Here is an 18494-nt window from a genome sequence, read left to right on the forward strand (position 1 = left end):
CCTGTTTAACAAAAGGGAGGCGAGCGCCTCCCTTTTGCTCGTGCAACCAATTACTTCTCTTTTCCTATCCATTTATTGTAATTTGTCTCAATAATCTTTATTGCTTCATCAACTGTAAGTTTCTGATAGAACAGGTCTTTCAGCAAGGAGTTAATCTGGTCGTTAGCAGTTGCGAACAAACCTGTCGGTGTTGAGACTTTCCAAGGCACACCATATTCTGCACCCTTGTAGAATACTTTCTTTACCGGGTCAGTATCCTTGGCTGCTATGGATTTTCTTGAAGCAAGCACACCTGCCCCTTCAACAAATATTTGTTGACCTTCCGTTACAAGGAATTTCAAGACTTCCCATGCTGCATCCTTGTTTGGTGTTGCTCTATTGATAGCCCAAGCAACTGTGTATATCATTGTTGCTTTCTTTATACCCTTTGGCATTTCAACGATACCCATCTTTTTGAATGTATCTGGGAATGAGCCTTTCATAAAGCCAATCGTCCAAGGTCCTTCCATGACAACAGCACATTTTTCTGTAGCAATTGCTTCACCGAGCCAACCAGAACCAAGTGCAGATGGTTCCTTGGCAACTTTGTATTTTGTAACTAAATCGATGTAAAATTGGAGAGCCTTTTTCGAATTTGGTTCACCAAGGGCTGTTGATAAATCGGGCTTTACAAGTCTTCCACCAAAGCTTATAATAAATGGTATGACCCTGTTGAAATCTGGTGCGAGCGCCAGAGGAGTTTCATAGCCTGCTGCTTTAAGCTGTTGGAGTTTCTTGAGGAAGGAGTCCCATGTCTCATCGTTGGTGAGATATGGGACTTTGTATTTGTCAAATATTTCTTTGTTAAACCAGACAGCGAGCGTTGAAAAGTCTTTAGCTATACCGTAAAGCCTGTTTTGGTACTTGAAAGCATCGATAAGCGACTTATAAAAATCGCTGAGGTCAAAGTTATCTCTCTTAACATACGTATCAAGTGGAAGTAGGACGTTTGCTTTTGCGAGTTCTTCGAATACGTAGACGTCAACATAGAAAATGTCAGGACCAGTTCCGCCAGAGAGCCTTGTCATAAGCACTTGTTTGTAGTCTCCAGCAATAGGTTCCCAAACAACTTCTATCCCTTTCTGCTTACCTATCGTGCTGTTAAACGTATCAACTGCTTTCTTAATGGCTCCTTCTTCAATGGGGTTGCCAGGCCAACCTGAAATAGTGATCTTCGTTACCGCAAAAAGTCCCACCGTCAAAACAACCGCTAGAAAAGCTATCAAAACTCTTTTCATACAAACCGACCTCCTTTTGTAGAGTTGAGGAACTTTTTAGTTCCTCTAACGACTAAATGCGTGCTGATAACTTCGGATTCCACCTGCTCACCTAAAACTAATTGATGAACTTTGTGCGCAACTTTTTCCCCTACCAAATGAATATTCTGGTCGATGGTTGTTATATTAGCGATTTCGGAAAGTAAAATGTTGTCAAATCCTATTAAAGGAATGTCGATGTTTTTTTGTTCGCAAACCCTTAAAGCAGCGTATGCCATAACATCGGAAGTGCAAAAAATTCCATCAATTTCATTTAAGTACTTCTCAACAATGTTTTGTACATTCTTCTCATCATAATTTGCGAAGGCTTTATATACCTTTCCACCAAAACCACTCAATCCATCAACGAACCCTCTAAAACGTTCTTTTTCAAATGGTAACGAAGCATCGCCACCTATGAAAAGAACATTCGTGCACCCAATTTCTTTCAAATGCTCACCCGCTTGACGCCCTCCTGTATAGTTATCTGTATCGACATAAATAAAGTTATTTTTGTTGTTTCGCCCAACACAGACGAAAGGAACGCCCAACTCGTTGAGTAACTCAACTCTTATATCATCATCTTTTATGTCCATAAGTATATATCCGTCAACGAGCTTTGATGAGACCAAGGTTTTATAGTAACTTTTAATGTCACCTTTGGTAAACACATCAATAATAAGCTTAAGCCCTTTTGATGAGAAATATCTCACCGCACCTCGCAAGAACTTGGAAACATATGAATCTTCAAAAACGCGTTCAACACCACTCATCACAGTGAGAGAATAAACACCTGTCCTTTTGGTTCTTAGTGATTTTGCTATAGCATGTGGCATGTATCCGTATTTTTTAGCTATTTCCAGAATCCTCTCCCTAGTTTCTGGCTTTACCTTTTCTGGTTCGTTGAATACTCTCGATACAGTTGCAACTGAGACACCACACAAATTGGCAATTTCTTTCACGGTCATTCTCTCACCTTCTTAGAGAGTTTCACAATAGTTTTTAATGTAATCGATTACAGTAATCGATTACATTAGGAATGTATCATTTTTTATCTTTAAAATAAAACTCGAAAATGTCTCAGAAAAACCAAGAGTCTTTTGCCTTTGAAAAATTTCTTGCTTTTCCTTTTATTATTTAATTTTTTTACCCTCTTTCATAGCATTCTGTTAGACAAGTAACAAGCTTCTTCCTTGCTTCACCCAATTAACGATGTATGGTATAATTTTAATGATGGAGTTTTATTATCCTCCTAATTCTTGTTTTTTATCAATTGACAAACGAGGTGATTTTTTTGGAAATCATAAGGAAGGCAGAAATTTCCGATGCAGATGTTGTTGCGAGTTTAATTCTTGAAACCGGACGTTCGTTTCTGCCGTTGCTTTTTGGCCCTTATGTGAAATTGATACTTGGTAGATTGGTCAAAACTCCCGGAACAGTCTTTTCTTTCGACAGTGCCTATGTTCTTGAAATCGACGAAGGAAAGGTTGTGGGAATAATCGTCATGTTCGATGGAAAAACTATCAGAAAGCGTGCTTTGAAGACCGCATTTGCTCTTTTTCAACTGATGGGTTTTGAGTTTTTTAAAAGACTTCCTTTATTCCGACTTGTCTGGCAACGAAATAAAATTCGAAACAATGAATTTTATGTTTCGCATGTTGCTGTTGATAAGAATTACCGAGGTATGGGATACGGACGAAAGCTGATGCTCTTCGCTGAAGAGGTGGCTAAGCAGAGAAACTTCAAAAAAATATGTTTAGATGTTGAGAATACAAATATACAAGCTGTTGAATTATACAAAAGGCTCGGGTACGTAGGAACCAGAGTAAACAGAATCAACATCAAGAACGTGCGTTTCGTGTTCATCAGAATGGAAAAGGTATTGGCAAGTTAAGTCATTATCTAGTTGAAGTTGAAATTGAGGCGGTGAAATGAATGTTAAAGTGTCCAGGCTGTGGTGCAGAAATTCAATTTGACCATCCCGGCAAACCAGGATTTATACCCTATGAAGTTTACACCAAACGACTAGAGGAAGGAAAAGAAATCGTTTGTCAACGATGCTTTAAGCTCAAGCATTACGGTATGCTTGTAAGTGAAGCCGACGAAGATGAAATAATGGAGTTTATAATGAAAGCTATTAAGAAATTTAAGCATATTGTCTATATCTTTGATGTGTTCGATTTCGAGGGTACGTATAGACCTGAGATTGTGGAGTTGTTGTCCGGTGCTAATGTGTTGTACGTTGCAAATAAGTTTGATACTTTACCAAAAACAGTTAGCGGGAGTCAATTAAAAGAATGGTTGAAACATCGAATACCTGCAAAGAGCTCAGAGATTTTTATCACAAGCACGAAAAATGGTTTCGGAATTAGCAAGCTGAAGAAAGAATTGGAAAATCTGAAAGGTAGCGCTTTGGTTCTGGGAGTTACAAACGTTGGTAAATCGTCTTTGCTTAAGGCTATCACAAACTCAAGTGCGACAATCTCACCTTACCCAGGAACAACCATAGGATTGATAGAACACAGATTAGGTAGTCTTAAGTTATTCGATTCACCTGGCATCGTCGTCAACGATAGAATGATAGACCTCTTCGACCCGGAATGTCAATCGAAAATATTGGCAAAGGGTGAGGTTACAAGGAAGACGTTTAAACCCTTTCCAGAAGAAACTATATTCGTTGGAGGATTGTGCCAAATAAAAGCTAAAATGAAAGATTCTAATTTAAGACCGATATTCCAAATTTTTGCACCAGAGAATGTTACGTTTCACAAGACGAAAAATCAGAACTTCTTGCAAAATTATCCTAAGCATTTCGGAAAGCTATTATTCCCACCTTGTGGTAAAATGGATGTTGAAAAGATATCATTTAAAGAAGAGAAGGTTGTTGTGGATATAGACCAGGAATTGTCTATTTCTGGTCTTTGTTGGATAAATGTGAAAAGAGGTCCTGTAGAGTTTACAATAACCGTTCCTGAAAATGTGAGAATTTATGTAAGAGAAGCTTTAATGAAGCCGAAAAGAAAAATTAACCAAAATTCCGAGAATTAAACTATGAGATTTCAGAGAGGAGGAGTATTATATGAAAAAGAAGGAGATACCTATCGTTGTTGGTGTTAGCAACAGACATGTTCATCTTTCAAGGGAAGATGTTGAGATACTTTTTGGAAAAGATTATCAACTTACCCCGATAAAAGACCTTGGGCAACCTGGTCAGTTTGCATGTAAGGAAACGGTTATCATTGTTGGTCCAAAGGGCGCTATTGAGAATGTCAGAGTGCTTGGACCTGAGAGAAAAGAAACTCAAGTTGAAATTTCTCTTACGGATGCCTTTAAACTAGGTATTATGCCTCCAGTTAGGGACAGTGGTGACCTTGAAGGAACACCTGGTATAGTCATCGTTGGTCCAAAAGGTTCTGTAATTAAGGAGAAAGGTGTAATAGTTGCAAAAAGACATATCCATATGCATACAACAGACGCTGAAAAGTTTGGAGTAAAAGACAAGGATATAGTCAAGGTTATTGTTGAAAAAGGTGACAGAAGGTTAATTTTTGATGATGTGCTTATCCGAGTTAGTGAAAAATTCGCACTTGAGTTCCATGTCGATACAGATGAAGCAAATGCAGCTATGCTAAAGACGGGCGACGTAGTGTATATTGTAGAAGAGATTTAACTTCGTTCAAGAAAAAGGAGCGAGGGAAAACTGTGAAGGTCTTTTACGAGTTCAAGACTTACGAATTCGATGAATCAATGCGAGGTTATGATTTATTGAAGAAATTAGGACTGAATCCTGAAGAGCATTTGATAATAGTGGATGGAGAACTTTACACCGAGGATAGGGTCATTAAAAAGGACAAAGAGGTAAAGATAGTTAAGGTTACAAGTAGTGGTTAGAAAAAAGAAATTTCTCGGTACTCTTTTGCCATTTTGACTCAGTAGAGTCTGCGGTTGGGAGGTCGCGGTGTGGAGATTCCAAATATTTTAACCTTAGCTTTGGGATTATCGGTAACAGCAAATGTTTTTCTCATATCGAAGTTGAAAAAAAGATCCAATCTGAACAAGTATCTTTCAACTCAGCTACAAAAATTTAAGGACCTTTCATCAAAACTCAGAGATATTGTTGTTCAAAGGGAAGAGACCTTCTATAAAAATTTGCATGATATCGCGATTGGTTTTCTGGACGAAGTTGAAAAAAGTTATTTCATAGTTTTTGATGGCGAATATGGAAATGTGGTATCTGTCTTTGGCGATGTCCCAAACAATATATCAAAACGAGTAAAAAAGACAGAACTTCCATTCGCAACTCAACGTGTTTACACTGTCGATAAAGAAAAATTAATAGGACTTTTTCCGAACTTAACGAAAGATGGTTCTGAGAAAACACAAGTTTTAGTCTCGGATATTTTTATTGGAGGGGAACTTAGAGCCAAAATTATCTTCGAACGAAAACGTAGTTTTTTGGATGAAGAAATGGATACCATTAAAAGTTTAGGTTCTTTCTTCACGTCTTTTATAGCAACTCACAGCTATGTGACAAACCAAGGAAAGTTTCAAAAAGACATGATTCTCACAATTATACGTATCCTGGAATACCATGACCCTTACACAAAAGGACACTCAAAAAATGTTGCAACGTTAGCTTCTCTTGTTGCTGAAAAAATGGGACTTCCTGATGAAATGATTAGAAAAACGTACTGGGCTGCTTTGGTGCACGATATTGGAAAGATAGTTATACCTTCAACGATACTAAACAAGGAAGGAAAACTGACACTTGAGGAATTTGAAATTATAAAGAAGCATCCTGTCTACGGTCATGATTTCCTTTCAACATCTTCCGAATTGAGAGAACTTGCCAAGTATGTTTATCATCATCATGAACGGTGGGATGGGAAGGGCTATCCTTCTGGACTTTCCGGAGAGGATATTCCTTTGATATCAAGGATTATAACAGTAGTAGATGCTTGGGACGCAATGAGAAGTGACAGACCCTACAGGAAAGGATTACCAAAAGAAGTTGCCCTAAAGGAATTGACAGAACATGCAGGTATGCAGTTCGATCCAAGTATTGTAAAAATCTTCGTAAGTTTAATCGAAGAACAAGGAATTGGATAGTGAATCTTTGAGAAAATAAACAAAAGGGGGAATTAGATGCTGAAGTTTGTCGTGAGTAAAGCGGAAATTCAAGAAAAGATTTCTATTGCGTCTTCCTCAATAGGTTCAAGAACAGTTGACCCTATCTTGCAGTGTTTACTCTTTAAACCCGTAAACGGCCATATCAATATTCATGCGACAGATTTACAGACATCTGTTATATCAACAGTAAAAGTTGGAGAATACGAAGGCAATGAAGCATTTGCAGTTGATGCTGATTTGATCGACGATATCGTAAAGAACTTGCCAGAAGACGAGGTCATATTCGAATACGCCAATGGCAAGCTTTTAGTAAAAAGCGGAAAGGCAAGATACAACCTTACAACGGTTTTAGATGTCGAAAGATTTCCGATAATAGAAACAGATGAAAGTGGTATAAAATTTAGCATAGATACCTCCATACTAGAGGAAATGCTCGACAGGGTTAGTTTCTGTGCTTCCAGCGAAAGCGCAATGAGGGCACTGAACGGCGTATATTGGGAAGTTCACGGCGGTTTCTTAAGACTTGTTGCAAGCGATGGTTACAGACTTGCATTGGCTGAGCAAAAGCTTGATATAGAAAATGAATTCGACTTCATCATAGCACTTAAAAGCGTAAAAGAACTGGGAAAGTTGCTTTCGAGCACTACTGAACCAACTATAAACATCACATATGACCATTCAATCGTTTCGTTCAATGCAGGAGATGTTACGATGATAGTCAGAACTGTTGAGGAGACATTCCCTGATTACAAACGAGTTCTTCCAAAAGCGTTTAAAACACGGGTTGTACTTAACGTTGATGACTTTGCAGAAGCACTAAAACGCGTTATGGTTATCGCAAAAAGAGGGACAGAAAAAGTGCAATTAAAAATTTCTGATGATGTCATGGAACTATCAAGCCAGAGTCCTGATTACGGTGAAGCAGTTGAAAATATTCCTGTGACAAAAGATGGAGAAGACTTGATTGTAAACTTCAATCCGAAATTCTTAAATGAAGCTATAAAACATATCGATGAAAAAGAAATGGAATTCAATTTTGTAGATAATCTGAGCCCACTTCAAATCAACCCAAGGAACGTAGAAGGATATATGTACATTGTCCTTCCAGTGAGGGCATAAGTTTTTAAAGAAAGAAGGAGGTAACTTTGAGGCGAGGTTTTACTCTCATTGAGTTACTCATAGTTATGTCGATTATCGCTGCGTTGATGTCAGTTGCAACACCTTTAGGTTTGAATGCTCTAGCACAAGCGAAGGCAACAAATGTTGCCGCGAATTTTCGCACACTCCAACAAGCATTAGTACAAATGATAGTGTTAGAACCAAATCCTCCAAAAAATCCAGATGCAGACATTCTGCAGTACCTTTACGAGCAAAAATATATATCAACAAAGCCTTTAGGATTCGAAGTTCGGTACAACGAAGAGAGAAAAGCTTACATAATAAAGTACACTCAGAGCGACATTGATCCACTCAAAGTTAAGAACGTATACAGCTCTATAGAAATCGATGACGCTACAGGACAGCTTGTTCTCTACGTGCCGCTACCATAAGCATTTGAAGGTGAATATATGATTAAATTTGAAAATATATCGCACCAGTTTAAAGATAAAAAGGCTCTTGAGAACATAAATGGAATCATAGACGACGGAGAGGTAGTTGCAATCATCGGTGAAAACGGCAGTGGAAAAAGTACACTGCTTAATGTTGTTGCTACGTTTATAAAACCTTCGAGTGGTAAGTTAATCTACAACGATATGAATGTGTTTGAAAGAAAAGAAAATATTGAAAAATTTAGAGAACTCATCTCTTACGTATCTGAAAAAAGCACTTTTATACCAGAGCTCACTCTCAGGGACAATCTATTATATTTCAAGTCTGTTTTTAGTTCGCAAAGATGCATACACGATATAGCCATGCACGTGAAGATAGATAATCTATTAGACGAAAATCCGAACAAACTTTCAAAAGGCCAAAAACAGAGGTTCGCATTGGCGATCAGTTTGCTTAAAGATGCCAAAATCATACTTTTGGATGAACCGGCGGAAGGACTCGATATCGAAACCAAACAGATTGTGAAAGATTTGGTCAAAGAATTCAAAGAAAAAAGTTGCACAGTCTTTTATGTTACACACGATGAAGATGAAGTGGAAGAAGTGTGCGATAAAATCATCGCTTTGAAAGATGGAAAGGTCAAGTTTTTCGGAACTGTTGACGAGTTTTGGAAAACCTATGAAAAGTTTTATTCGGTAACCTTCGAACCACTTGAGAATCCCGGTAAGAAATTGACTCGTATCATGAACATAGATGAGCTGAAAATAGCACAGGAAAAGATTCGGGTATTGCACATAAGGAATTTGGGATTGAGAGAGATTATCAACATAACTGAAAATGTGTATGTGGAACATAAAGCTACTCAACAGAGGTGAAAGAAATGAGAATGGAAGGGAAACTGGCAACACTAAGACCTATCGAAGTAACTGATGCCAAGAAATTCGTAGAACTCATCAATGACGAAAGAACAAAAGATTATCTCAGTGGTGTTTTTCCAATAAACGAATTCATGGAGGAAGAATGGATAAAAAAGAATGCCATCACCCATAACGCTGTGAATTTCGCAATAGAAGTGGGAAACAATCTTGTCGGCTCAACAGGTTTGATGGCAATTGATTGGGTTGCGCGAAGTGCAGAGTACGGCATAGCAATTTTCGACCCTGCTTATTGGGACAAAGGAATCGGAACGGAAGTTACTCACATGATGCTAAAATATGCATTTGAGTACTTGAATTTAAACAGGGTTTGGCTCCGGGTTTTTGAAAATAACCAAAGAGCTATAAGGGTATATGAAAAGTGTGGATTTATTCAAGAAGGAAGGATGAGACAGGCCAGATATTTAAAGGGGCAATATATAGATGTAATAATCATGGGGATTCTTTCCGATGAGTACTGGAGAATGAAATCGGAATTTTGAAAGGCTCTTTAGTCTCTGCTTTGTGGAAAAAATTTAGGTTTTGTGATATAATAATTTATAATTAGGAGGTGAAAAAATGTTCTGGTATGACCCAACGTTTATAATATTAGTGCCAGCGCTGTTATTGTCTTTATGGGCATCTATAACTGTCCAGTCACGGTTTGCACAGTACTCTCGAGTTAGGTCTAGAATTGGAATGACAGGGGTTGAACTTGCTAGGTTTATTCTCGACTCAGCTGGACTATACAATGTGCGTATAGAGAGAATTCATGGTTCGTTAACAGACCACTATGACCCTCGAGAAAAGGTTGTAAGACTCTCACAAGCAACATATAGTAGCGATTCTATTGCCGCACTTGGTGTTGTAGCACACGAAATCGGACACGCTATACAAGACGCGAAAGGATACACTCCACTTGTTATAAGAAATGCTATCGCACCTGTTGCTCAATTCTCCTCTAACCTCGCTTGGGTATTTTTCATAATAGGGCTTGTTACCGGTATGTTTGGTCTGGCAAAGTTTGGGATTATACTTTTCTCAATAGCTGTTCTGTTCACAATAATTACACTCCCTGTTGAATTTGACGCAAGTAGAAGAGCATTGCAGATTCTCGAAAAGAATTTGCTGATGCCCGCTGATGAACTTAAGGGTGTTAAAGCTGTGCTCTCTGCAGCTGCGATGACCTATGTTGCAGCTATGCTTATGGCTGTTTTGCAACTCATAAGGATGATACTGATAGCAAGAAGAGATTAAAATCAAAAGTAACAATCAAGAAGCCACCTCGAAACTGAGGTGGCTTCTTTTTATTGCTCGTTTAACTTTTTAAGAACCTTTACCATTATGTCGTAGAGTTCGGTGAATTCTGGAAAATATTCATCAAAGATTTTACCTTCCTGTTCTACAACTTCCCAATCTCCTCGTTTTACAGGACCAGTGAGTGCATCTTTTAAATTCTTAGAAGCAATATTTTGACTAACACTTTCAAAGAGTTTTGAAATAACCTTCCTTGAGAGTTCTTCTGAAAAACCAATATCTGTGTAAAGCCTTTGGGAAAGGTAAGCCAAAGCTATTGAAAAGTTGCTTGCAATAACTGCTGCCAAATGATATTCGGCTTTCCTTTCCTTTGGTATCACAACATACTTACCTCCAAGAAGCTCAACCAAGTTTTTTGCTAACTGGAGCCCTCTTTCCACTCCTTCGATACCAAATATCACGTCTCTAAAGTTATACCTTTCATTCGAAACTGCGCAGTTTGGATGCATAGAAACAGAAGACCAGCTCTCTGGTAATATATCAGAAGGCAAAAATCCACTGAAGTGTATCGCAACAATGTTTTTATCAACTTTCTTTTCAATCAGCTTGCAAACATCGGGCAAAGCAGAATCACTAACACCAAACAAGACAATTCCACTAAGTAAAAAATCATCCTCGTACGTTTTTGCTTCTGCACCTATTTCTTTTGCTAAATTCTCCGCTTTATTTTTGTCACGTGATATAACATAACCAAACTTTACCTTTCCAACAAGGTTTCTTGCTATTGAAGATGAAACACGGCCAACACCTATTATGTTAATCTTAATATCAGAAAGCTCCGAAATACTTCCGCTTAGAAGCATAATTTAAGATTTCCCCTCAATGCGTGAGTGCTTTTGGCAAAATTTTGCAATCACATCCCTTACAAGTTCTGAAACTTGTACAGTGTCTGTCAAATTCTGGTTCGATAGAATTTCAGCAATATCTTTGTTTATAATGACTTCAGCATGTTTCTTTATACGTCGCTTAGCTCTTTCATTTATTTCTCCTGTATCTTTCAATTTAATTCTATGGTTCTCGATTTCTCTGTGAAGTTCTTCAATTCCCTTCCCAGAAGTTGCAACCGTTAGTACTATGGGTTTTGAAGCCTCAGAAAACTGGAGAACCATCTCAAGGTTTACTTTAAGTATATGAGCACCTTCAAGGTCTGATTTGTTTATCACAAATATGTCAGCTATCTCCATAATACCAGCCTTCATGAGCTGAATTTCATCACCAGCAGCTGGAGAAAGGACTAACACAACCGTATCAGCAACATAAGCTATATCAACTTCACTTTGACCAGCGCCTACAGTCTCGATAATAATGTAATCAAACCCGTAGAGTTTGTACAGGGTAATTACTCCAAAAACTGCATCATTCAGTCCCCCAACGTTCCCTCGACTACCCATGCTTCTAATAAAGACATTATCATCGGTAAAATGTCGCTTCATTCTAATACGGTCACCCAAAAGTGCTCCTCCTGTGAACGGACTCGAAGGGTCTACGGCTATTATCCCAACCTTTTTGCCATCTGACCTTAGTTTAACAACGTAAGCGTCTGTTAATGTACTTTTCCCCGCACCTGGACTGCCTGTGAAACCAACTATGTGAGAACTGTTTTTAGATAGAATATCTTTGTATTTTTCTTCAATATAAAAAATGAGCTCTGGGTTGTTTTCGATAAGCGTGATAGCCCTTGAAAGAGCAAGCTGGTCCTGAACAATTATTCTGTTTGCCAAAGACAAAATGCTTTCAATTTGGTTGTTCACAAGGTCTTTCCATTTCTTCTCCATTTATCAAGCTACTCCTTGTCCGACAACTTCTTGAACTTTCTTGACAATTTCCGATATCGGAGTGCCAGGTCCAAAGACGGCAGCAATTCCCATCTTTAAAAGTTGTTCCGCATCGTCTGGAGGTATGATTCCGCCTACAAAGACTGGTACATGGAAGTTGTACTGTTCCATCAGCTCTAAAACCTTTTTGCATATGCTCATATGCGCACCTGATAATATCGACAAGCCTATTACATCTACATCCTCCTGAATAGCCGCTTTTACTATTTCTTCTGGTGTTTGACGTAAGCCTGTGTAAATTACCTCCATACCTGCATCTCTTAAACCTCTCGCGACAACTTTTGCACCTCTGTCATGACCATCAAGACCAGGTTTGGCTATGAGAACACGAATTTTTTTATCCATATCCCATCTCCCCTTTCTGCATAGGAAATCCACAATATTTTGATTTTTCTCTTTTTATTTTAGCACGAGCAATGATAATTTCAAACATTGTTGTCTGTAGGTCTAATGCTTTTCAAAAGCTGTGAAATCGAAAAAAGAAGAATTGCTTCTCTTTTCAGAAATTTAGCTATGCAAAGCAATATTTGAGATATTTTCGCTAATCTTCCAATTTCATTTACACATTTCTACAGCAGATGACCACAAGTGTCACTTTCTTAATAACAAATATAAGTTTACGTAAAGAAAATTTAATTATTGTCACGATGTAAATTAAAATTCTCACATTATAATACTATAAAAGTAAATTGTGCAAAAAGGGGGACATTTTATTATTATGTCTCATGGATGTTGTTTATTATCTATCACGGCACAGGGGGAGTGGTGACATTTGATTCATCTCTTGGGGGATTTTTACATCGATGAAGTTCCCGATTGTGAGCTCTCAAAAAGTGAGCTTATAGTTTTTTCTTATCTTATCGTAAAAAAACAAGCGTGGTTAACAGAGGTCCTCAACATCCTTCGAGCTAGTGATTATTATGATGAATCATATATTAGGAAGATATTAAAAAACTTAAATAGAAAATTGAACGGCTACTTTAAGATTGATTTGCTAAAACATTCAAAGATTATCATAAAACACTCTCTTAATGTTGATATTAACATCATTCAATCACAAATCGAGGCACTTAATACGAGAAAGCAAGAGTTTCAAGAAGCTGTTACACAAATCTTGGAACTTTACAAGGGAGATTTTTTACCATTTCTGCATAACCCATGGATAGTTTCTTTCAGAAATCTTTTGAGGTCTCTTGTTTTCTCTGTATTTTTGAAAGCTTATTTCGATTCCAGAATCCCTGATCACATAAAGATTAGATTTTTGAAAATTTTGCCAGAATCCTATCTCTCATTGGCGAATCCCGCCATTCCTAAGTTGATAGCTGAAGGATTTGAATTTTCTACAGTCGATAGAGTTTTCGACTTTTCAGAAGGTTTGGTTGCTGTTAAATTGAAAGTTAAAGAACTAGAGATTCTAAATCAGATACTTTCTAAATACGAAAAAGCTTCCATACTTAGTGATACTGAAATACTTCTTTTAGTTGAATCACAATTAGCCAAAGAAATTCTTACTCTTCACAGTGTTAAATAACAAATTAGAATTGCCGAGAAGTCAGAAAAGCGACAGAGGTGAGAACGTGCTTTATATCAAATTTTTCGGAGCTTGGAAAGTTTATAAAAATGGAAGTGAGTTTAACGATTTTACTTCGAGAAAGGCTTTAAAAATTTTGTTTTACATTCTGCTTTCTGATAGAAGTAAGGTTTCAGTTGAAGAGCTCTTGAGAACTTTTTGGCCCGGTTACACATATGAATATTCTAGAAAGAATTTGAATGCTCACCTTTACTATATCAGGAGAGATTTGGAAATTCCTTACGATTATTTGAAGAACGAAAGAGATTATGTATCTATTAATCTTAGCTATTTTCCAAGTGATTACAGTGAGTTTATGAAAGCTATCGATAACGCTGATGAAAAAAAGCTTCAGAGCTATACACAGGTTTCCTACTTGATGGTCTGGAAGATGATTGGATAAGGAAACACCGGGCTAAATGTCAAAGACTTTACGAAGAGCTTCTCAAAATAAGTTCCAAGACTCAGGAGAAAAACACAAAAGTCTATTCTTCAACACTGTTAAAAGTTAAGATATTGCTGGAACATCAAAAAACAACCCGTGAGAAGTATTTTATACCGCTTGCATTAAAAAAGGACTATGTTAAAGAAATCAAAGTGCGAAAAGGAGATATAGTTCTTGATTTAGGCGATAAACTTTTCTTGATACTTGAGCGAGGCACAAAAAGACCAGAAGAAGTAATTTTTGGTTTCGCTAAAAGGCTAGGAGTAGACCTAAGTCACGTAATCTTTCTTTCAGAAGAAGATGTTCTGAATCAACTCGATTCAAATATCGCGTAAGGGGATGGTGGAATGATTAGGAAGTTTGGTGGTTTTATTTTTGTGTTGTTTCTGGCAAAACTAGTATTCGCACTAGAAATATCTCCCAGCTTAATATATCAAATTGATACTTCGAAATATCAATTTACATACGAGTTCTTTGTAAAAAACGACATTCCTACCGAGTCACTCATAACAATAGAAATCATAGACTTTATAACTGACGGTAGGAGCTATTCGTTTGACGATCCTGATTACAAGTACAGTCTCAAAAAATACGTTCAAGTTAATGAGAAGTCTTTAATCTTGGCAGTTAATGAGCAAAGACCAATCAAGGTTGAGTTCAATGTTCCACAAAATTTCCCCGGTGCAACAGGTGTTTTCGCTCTCAAGATAACGCAAGAAAGTGTCTCAGGAGGAAGGATACAGGTTAGGTTGAATTATATTGTGCCGTTCTTTGTAAGGTTCACAAATATACCTGTGTATCAGTCCTTAGTTATCAATGATATATCCGTCAAAGACCTTCTGACTGAACCTGATGAAAAATACGGTGACTACGGTTCAATAATAACGTTGGAAATCGAGAACAAAGGTAACATCGCATTCATACCAAAAGGGAGTATTCAAATTTCATCCAGAACTCTAAGAACGATTATTGCAGAACTTCCCTTAGATTCGTTTGATTTTGTTGTCTTTCCTGAAAGAAAAACTTTTTACTCAGTATTCATACCGTACATTCTACCTTCAGGAACTATTGATGTTTTGCTCACCGGAAAATCTTACGGGCAGGATTTTAGTATAAGTGGGGCAAAAGAATTGAAGACAGAGAACCAGTTCCTACTTATCCAAACGGTGCCAGATATAGTCTTGTTTTCGGACAATACTAAGAGTGTTACACAGAGTCTGGTTTTAAAAAACCTCTCACCCTACAAAGAAACGTTGCAAGCTAGTATTTCCGAAAATTTTATCTCATTCTTACCAAAGAAATTTACAGTCTACCCATATAGAGAAGTCAACGTTAACATTAAAAATAACCTCAAAGATTTTAACTTCACAGGTGACAAGATATATTTGATTGAGCTCTCTATAGACTCGGGACGAAATATCAGAAATGTCTCGCCAAGTTATGTGGTACTACGTGGAAAGAGCATAACTCCATCATTAAAAGCCTCTCTTAACTCTTCTCAAACAAATTCCATACTCAGTGTTCAGAATACCGGAGACTGTCTTTTGCAGTTCAATGTTCTTTACAATAACCGAATGCTTAATGAAACACCCTTAACAATATTCCCAGGACAGACTATAAACTTGGATTTCGAAAGGTTTGTTAGGGGAAATCTTTTGAAAATAGAATATTTTCCATACGGAGACCAAAAGAAATACATCTTCGATGACTTTTGATAAATCCTTGTTTTGACAGATTGGGGGAACATAAATGAACAGGGGGTTTATATTGCTTTCTTTGTTAATCTTTTTTGCAACTAGGATTTTAGCAATCGAAATATCATTTTTCAATACAAATCTTAAAGATGCACTCAATATGCTTTCTGTAGATACAGGTGCTGTAATTATATATGAACCTTCAATAAGCGGTGCCATTAGTATACAAGTTGAGGCGGAATCTCTCGAAAAAGTTTTAGATCTTTTGTTAATGCCTTACAGCTACTATTGGACAAAAGTGGATGGTGTATATTTCGTAGGAAATTCAAATCCTAACTCCAGTGGTTTCACAAACGTTGCAAGAACCTATCAAATTCCTTTGAGATACAACTCCGCAGAAACAATTATGAAATCCCTTCCTAAGGCTTTCCAAGATTATATTCTCAATCCTGTCAACCAGAATAGCCTACTTGTCTATGCCCCTCCACCATTGGCTTCAAAAATAGCGTCCTTCATCTCCCAAATAGACTTACCAAGAAGGGGGGAAGAAGTGTACGTAAAAATAATAGATGTGAGCGAGCGCTTTCTGAATTCGTATCTAATTGACGTTGGAATACAACCTTCCGTTGCTGGTACAAGCTATATGCTAAACTTTTTTCAAATACCAGTTCTCAGCACAAATCTCTATTTCATTTTGAATCTATCAAATTCTAATATCGACGTTACTGATTTAGAAGTGCTCTATGAAGGAAGAATTAAAGCATTTGACAGCGTTCAAAGTAAGTTATCAGCTCAACGCAACTTCACAACCACGAGGTATGTAGATGGGAAATTAACAAGTGTAACGACTCAAGCTAACGTAGAACTTTCAATTGTTCCCAGATTCTTGTACAGCAACTGCGTGCTAGATTTATCAATCAGAATAGAAGGCTTCCCCTCTGTCAATGAACTGAATACTGAGACACGTGGGACTTCTTTACAAACTACTTTAGGTGTAGAATATAACAAACCTTACGTTGTCGGTACATTTAGTTACGAAAGAGTTATTCAGAAGGAAGGTGGTGTCAGCTTTTTAAAAGATTTACCCATTATCGGTTGGCTTTTTAAAAAGTTTTATAACGAATCTGAAAAGCGATACATTGTTTTCCTATTGTCCATAGGTTCAGACTTAGGAAAAAATAACTTGGTTGGTGATTCGAAATGAGGACTATTAAATTGACCATTTTAATTGTTTTTACCTTTTTTGTAATTTTTGATGCCACTGTTCTTGCTTTAACTGCTAATTTTTCAAATATACCTCTTTCTGAATTTTTGAATTACATATCATCTCAAGAAAAATTGAATTTTGTTTATCCATCCAAGCTGGGAAACGTACCAATCTCAGTTGACCTTCAAAATGTAGATGTCGAAACTGCCTTGAGAATGGTTTTATTACCGCTAAGATTTGACTATGAAAAGGTCAGTAACGATACTTATTTGATAATTGACCTCTCTTCCTATGCTCACATGCCAAATTATGTATCAGTATACGAACCACGTTACACAGACCCTAAAGCATTAAAAGTAATACTTCAAAAGATTGGAATTGAAAGTTTTCTTTTGAATGGCAAACTGGTCTACTACACAAGCACTAAAAATCAGCTATCACAAGTGGCTGATTTATTAGCCAATCTCGATGTAACTGAAAGTATTTCTTCGCACATGCTTTTGGTCAAATTTAGCTACTTTTCATTATCTGAATTCCACTTGTTGAAAGAAATTTCAGCGGAAGATTTCGGAAGAATACTTTTCAAGGAAAAATACAAAAGCCTTTTACAGGATACACATTATGTTTTGTTTAACTATTCTTCTGAAAAACAAAACTCCAATCTTGAAGAATTTTCGGCAAGAGAACCATCACATGAATCTATCCCAGAGTCGATTTTAGCAAATTTCGAATTTAACGAACATGATATTAAGATAAAGCTTGAACTTTTAAGAAAAAATGAGAGTACCATCTTGAAGGTTTCAAACGGCCTCACGGAATCTGAGTTACCACTTTCTGAAATAACGGATGGAGAAAACTTAAATGAAACTTTTGAAAATGTTGTGTTTTTAAAGTCAGGTAACTTCGTTGTTGGCATACAAGCTTACAAAATCGATGCTCGTTCTTTATTAACCAATGAAAATACAATATCTATGATTTCTAATAAGGATTTTAGAAAAATTCAGAGTAACGTTTTACAAAATTCGTTTGAAGTTACAATCAACGCATCCGTTACGGAAGTAACCATAGCAAACGAAAATAAGAGGTTCTATATAAAATTAACGAACAACTCGCAAAATGGATGGACAGACTGGAATGTACAATCCACAGGTGTTTTAGTAAAAATTTTGGATAAAACCTACGCCGGTGTTCTGTTTAACTTTTTTGATAACACTCTGTATTTAGTAATAGATGACGAAATCAATATTTTCAAACAATTCTCTTTAACACCTAGAATCTTGTTTAATGTCAATTCTGGTTCATTCTCAACTTCCATAGGTTCAGAATTTTCTCTATCTCTTTCCGGAGTATCAGTATTAATCAGTGGTAGAATATCGAAAGATTCTTCAGCAATTACACCCATCTTTAACTTCAAAGCTGCTCTGGGATTTAAATCAGGTCTTATCGAATACTGGGTAGGCGTTAATTTAGAGGACAATAAAACAGGATTTTACGGGGCTATTAAGTGGTAAACTAAAACAAAGTGTTTCGCAACCT

At 37.0% G+C, this 18494-nt stretch carries 21 protein-coding genes; 16 read left to right on the top strand and 5 right to left on the bottom strand.

The genetic code is table 11. The annotated features are described in order from the left end of the window. Positions 1-50 precede the first annotated feature (50 nt). Complete coding sequence (locus FERPE_RS07845) at positions 51-1277, bottom strand: ABC transporter substrate-binding protein (protein WP_014452094.1); 1227 nt, start codon at positions 1275-1277, stop codon at positions 51-53. Continuing rightward, entirely contained in the window at positions 1274-2263 is a 990-nt protein-coding gene (locus tag FERPE_RS07850) for a LacI family DNA-binding transcriptional regulator (protein ID WP_014452095.1), read from the bottom strand. The genes FERPE_RS07845 and FERPE_RS07850 overlap by 4 nt, the downstream gene beginning before the upstream one ends. A 317-nt stretch (positions 2264-2580) precedes the next feature. Between FERPE_RS07850 and FERPE_RS07855 the strand changes: the two genes are divergently transcribed. The 10 genes from FERPE_RS07855 (at position 2581) to FERPE_RS07900 (ending at position 10147) form a co-directional block, all read left to right on the top strand. Next, positions 2581-3189 (top strand): GNAT family N-acetyltransferase, encoded by a 609-nt coding sequence (locus FERPE_RS07855; protein WP_372590689.1) that lies wholly within the window; start codon positions 2581-2583, stop codon positions 3187-3189. 41 nt (positions 3190-3230) lie between these two features. Continuing rightward, the gene (gene yqeH / locus FERPE_RS07860; protein WP_014452097.1) at positions 3231-4343 is read left to right on the top strand and encodes a ribosome biogenesis GTPase YqeH; all 1113 of its coding nucleotides are present in this window, start codon (positions 3231-3233) and stop codon (positions 4341-4343) included. Between the two features lie 31 nt (positions 4344-4374). Beyond that, on the top strand, positions 4375-4965 hold the full coding sequence (locus FERPE_RS07865) for a phosphate propanoyltransferase (RefSeq protein WP_014452098.1): 591 nt from the start codon (positions 4375-4377) through the stop codon (positions 4963-4965). Between the two features lie 32 nt (positions 4966-4997). Beyond that, positions 4998-5186: a ubiquitin family protein gene (locus tag FERPE_RS07870; protein ID WP_014452099.1), complete on the top strand. Its 189-nt coding sequence runs from the start codon at positions 4998-5000 to the stop codon at positions 5184-5186. 69 nt (positions 5187-5255) lie between these two features. Continuing rightward, the gene (locus FERPE_RS10735) at positions 5256-6404 is read left to right on the top strand and encodes an HD-GYP domain-containing protein (protein ID WP_014452100.1); all 1149 of its coding nucleotides are present in this window, start codon (positions 5256-5258) and stop codon (positions 6402-6404) included. Between the two features lie 36 nt (positions 6405-6440). Further along, a complete protein-coding gene (dnaN, locus tag FERPE_RS07880) occupies positions 6441-7544 on the top strand; it encodes a DNA polymerase III subunit beta (RefSeq protein WP_014452101.1) in 1104 nt (367 codons plus the stop codon). A 26-nt stretch (positions 7545-7570) separates the two neighbouring features. Further along, the gene (locus tag FERPE_RS07885; RefSeq protein WP_014452102.1) at positions 7571-7975 is read left to right on the top strand and encodes a type II secretion system protein; all 405 of its coding nucleotides are present in this window, start codon (positions 7571-7573) and stop codon (positions 7973-7975) included. 18 nt (positions 7976-7993) lie between these two features. Next, positions 7994-8851 (top strand): ABC transporter ATP-binding protein, encoded by an 858-nt coding sequence (locus FERPE_RS07890; RefSeq protein WP_014452103.1) that lies wholly within the window; start codon positions 7994-7996, stop codon positions 8849-8851. A 5-nt stretch (positions 8852-8856) separates the two neighbouring features. After that, positions 8857-9393 carry a GNAT family N-acetyltransferase gene (locus FERPE_RS07895; protein ID WP_014452104.1) on the top strand — a complete coding sequence of 179 codons (537 nt, stop codon included), beginning with the start codon at positions 8857-8859 and terminating at the stop codon, positions 9391-9393. Between the two features lie 76 nt (positions 9394-9469). Next, entirely contained in the window at positions 9470-10147 is a 678-nt protein-coding gene (locus FERPE_RS07900) for a zinc metallopeptidase (protein WP_014452105.1), read from the top strand. Positions 10148-10197: 50 nt separating this feature from the next. Here the strand turns inward: FERPE_RS07900 and FERPE_RS07905 are convergent, their stop codons facing one another. From FERPE_RS07905 to FERPE_RS07915, 3 genes are read right to left on the bottom strand one after another with little or no spacing between them, the layout of a single operon-like run. Next, entirely contained in the window at positions 10198-11010 is an 813-nt protein-coding gene (locus FERPE_RS07905; protein WP_014452106.1) for a Rossmann-like and DUF2520 domain-containing protein, read from the bottom strand. A gap of 3 nt (positions 11011-11013) precedes the next feature. Next, positions 11014-11982, bottom strand: a complete 969-nt coding sequence (gene meaB, locus FERPE_RS07910) for a methylmalonyl Co-A mutase-associated GTPase MeaB (RefSeq protein ID WP_014452107.1) — start codon at positions 11980-11982, stop codon at positions 11014-11016. A gap of 3 nt (positions 11983-11985) precedes the next feature. Continuing rightward, positions 11986-12387 carry a cobalamin B12-binding domain-containing protein gene (locus FERPE_RS07915; RefSeq protein WP_014452108.1) on the bottom strand — a complete coding sequence of 134 codons (402 nt, stop codon included), beginning with the start codon at positions 12385-12387 and terminating at the stop codon, positions 11986-11988. A 427-nt stretch (positions 12388-12814) separates the two neighbouring features. Here FERPE_RS07915 and FERPE_RS07920 point away from each other — a divergent pair, with 427 nt between their 5' ends. The 6 genes from FERPE_RS07920 to FERPE_RS07945 all read left to right on the top strand — a co-directional run bounded on the left by FERPE_RS07920 (position 12815) and on the right by FERPE_RS07945 (position 18469). Beyond that, positions 12815-13573 (top strand): hypothetical protein, encoded by a 759-nt coding sequence (locus tag FERPE_RS07920; RefSeq protein WP_014452109.1) that lies wholly within the window; start codon positions 12815-12817, stop codon positions 13571-13573. A gap of 46 nt (positions 13574-13619) precedes the next feature. Continuing rightward, complete coding sequence (locus FERPE_RS07925; protein ID WP_041262877.1) at positions 13620-14015, top strand: AfsR/SARP family transcriptional regulator; 396 nt, start codon at positions 13620-13622, stop codon at positions 14013-14015. A gap of 113 nt (positions 14016-14128) precedes the next feature. Further along, complete coding sequence (locus FERPE_RS07930; RefSeq protein WP_041262879.1) at positions 14129-14392, top strand: hypothetical protein; 264 nt, start codon at positions 14129-14131, stop codon at positions 14390-14392. Positions 14393-14404: 12 nt separating this feature from the next. Further along, positions 14405-15772: a hypothetical protein gene (locus FERPE_RS07935; protein WP_014452111.1), complete on the top strand. Its 1368-nt coding sequence runs from the start codon at positions 14405-14407 to the stop codon at positions 15770-15772. Between the two features lie 34 nt (positions 15773-15806). Next, complete coding sequence (locus FERPE_RS07940) at positions 15807-16955, top strand: type II secretion system protein GspD (RefSeq protein WP_014452112.1); 1149 nt, start codon at positions 15807-15809, stop codon at positions 16953-16955. An 11-nt stretch (positions 16956-16966) separates the two neighbouring features. Continuing rightward, positions 16967-18469 (top strand): STN domain-containing protein, encoded by a 1503-nt coding sequence (locus FERPE_RS07945; protein WP_041262880.1) that lies wholly within the window; start codon positions 16967-16969, stop codon positions 18467-18469. Positions 18470-18494 lie beyond the last annotated feature (25 nt).

It is taken from the genome of Fervidobacterium pennivorans DSM 9078 (genome assembly GCF_000235405.2).
Taxonomy (GTDB): domain Bacteria; phylum Thermotogota; class Thermotogae; order Thermotogales; family Fervidobacteriaceae; genus Fervidobacterium; species Fervidobacterium pennivorans.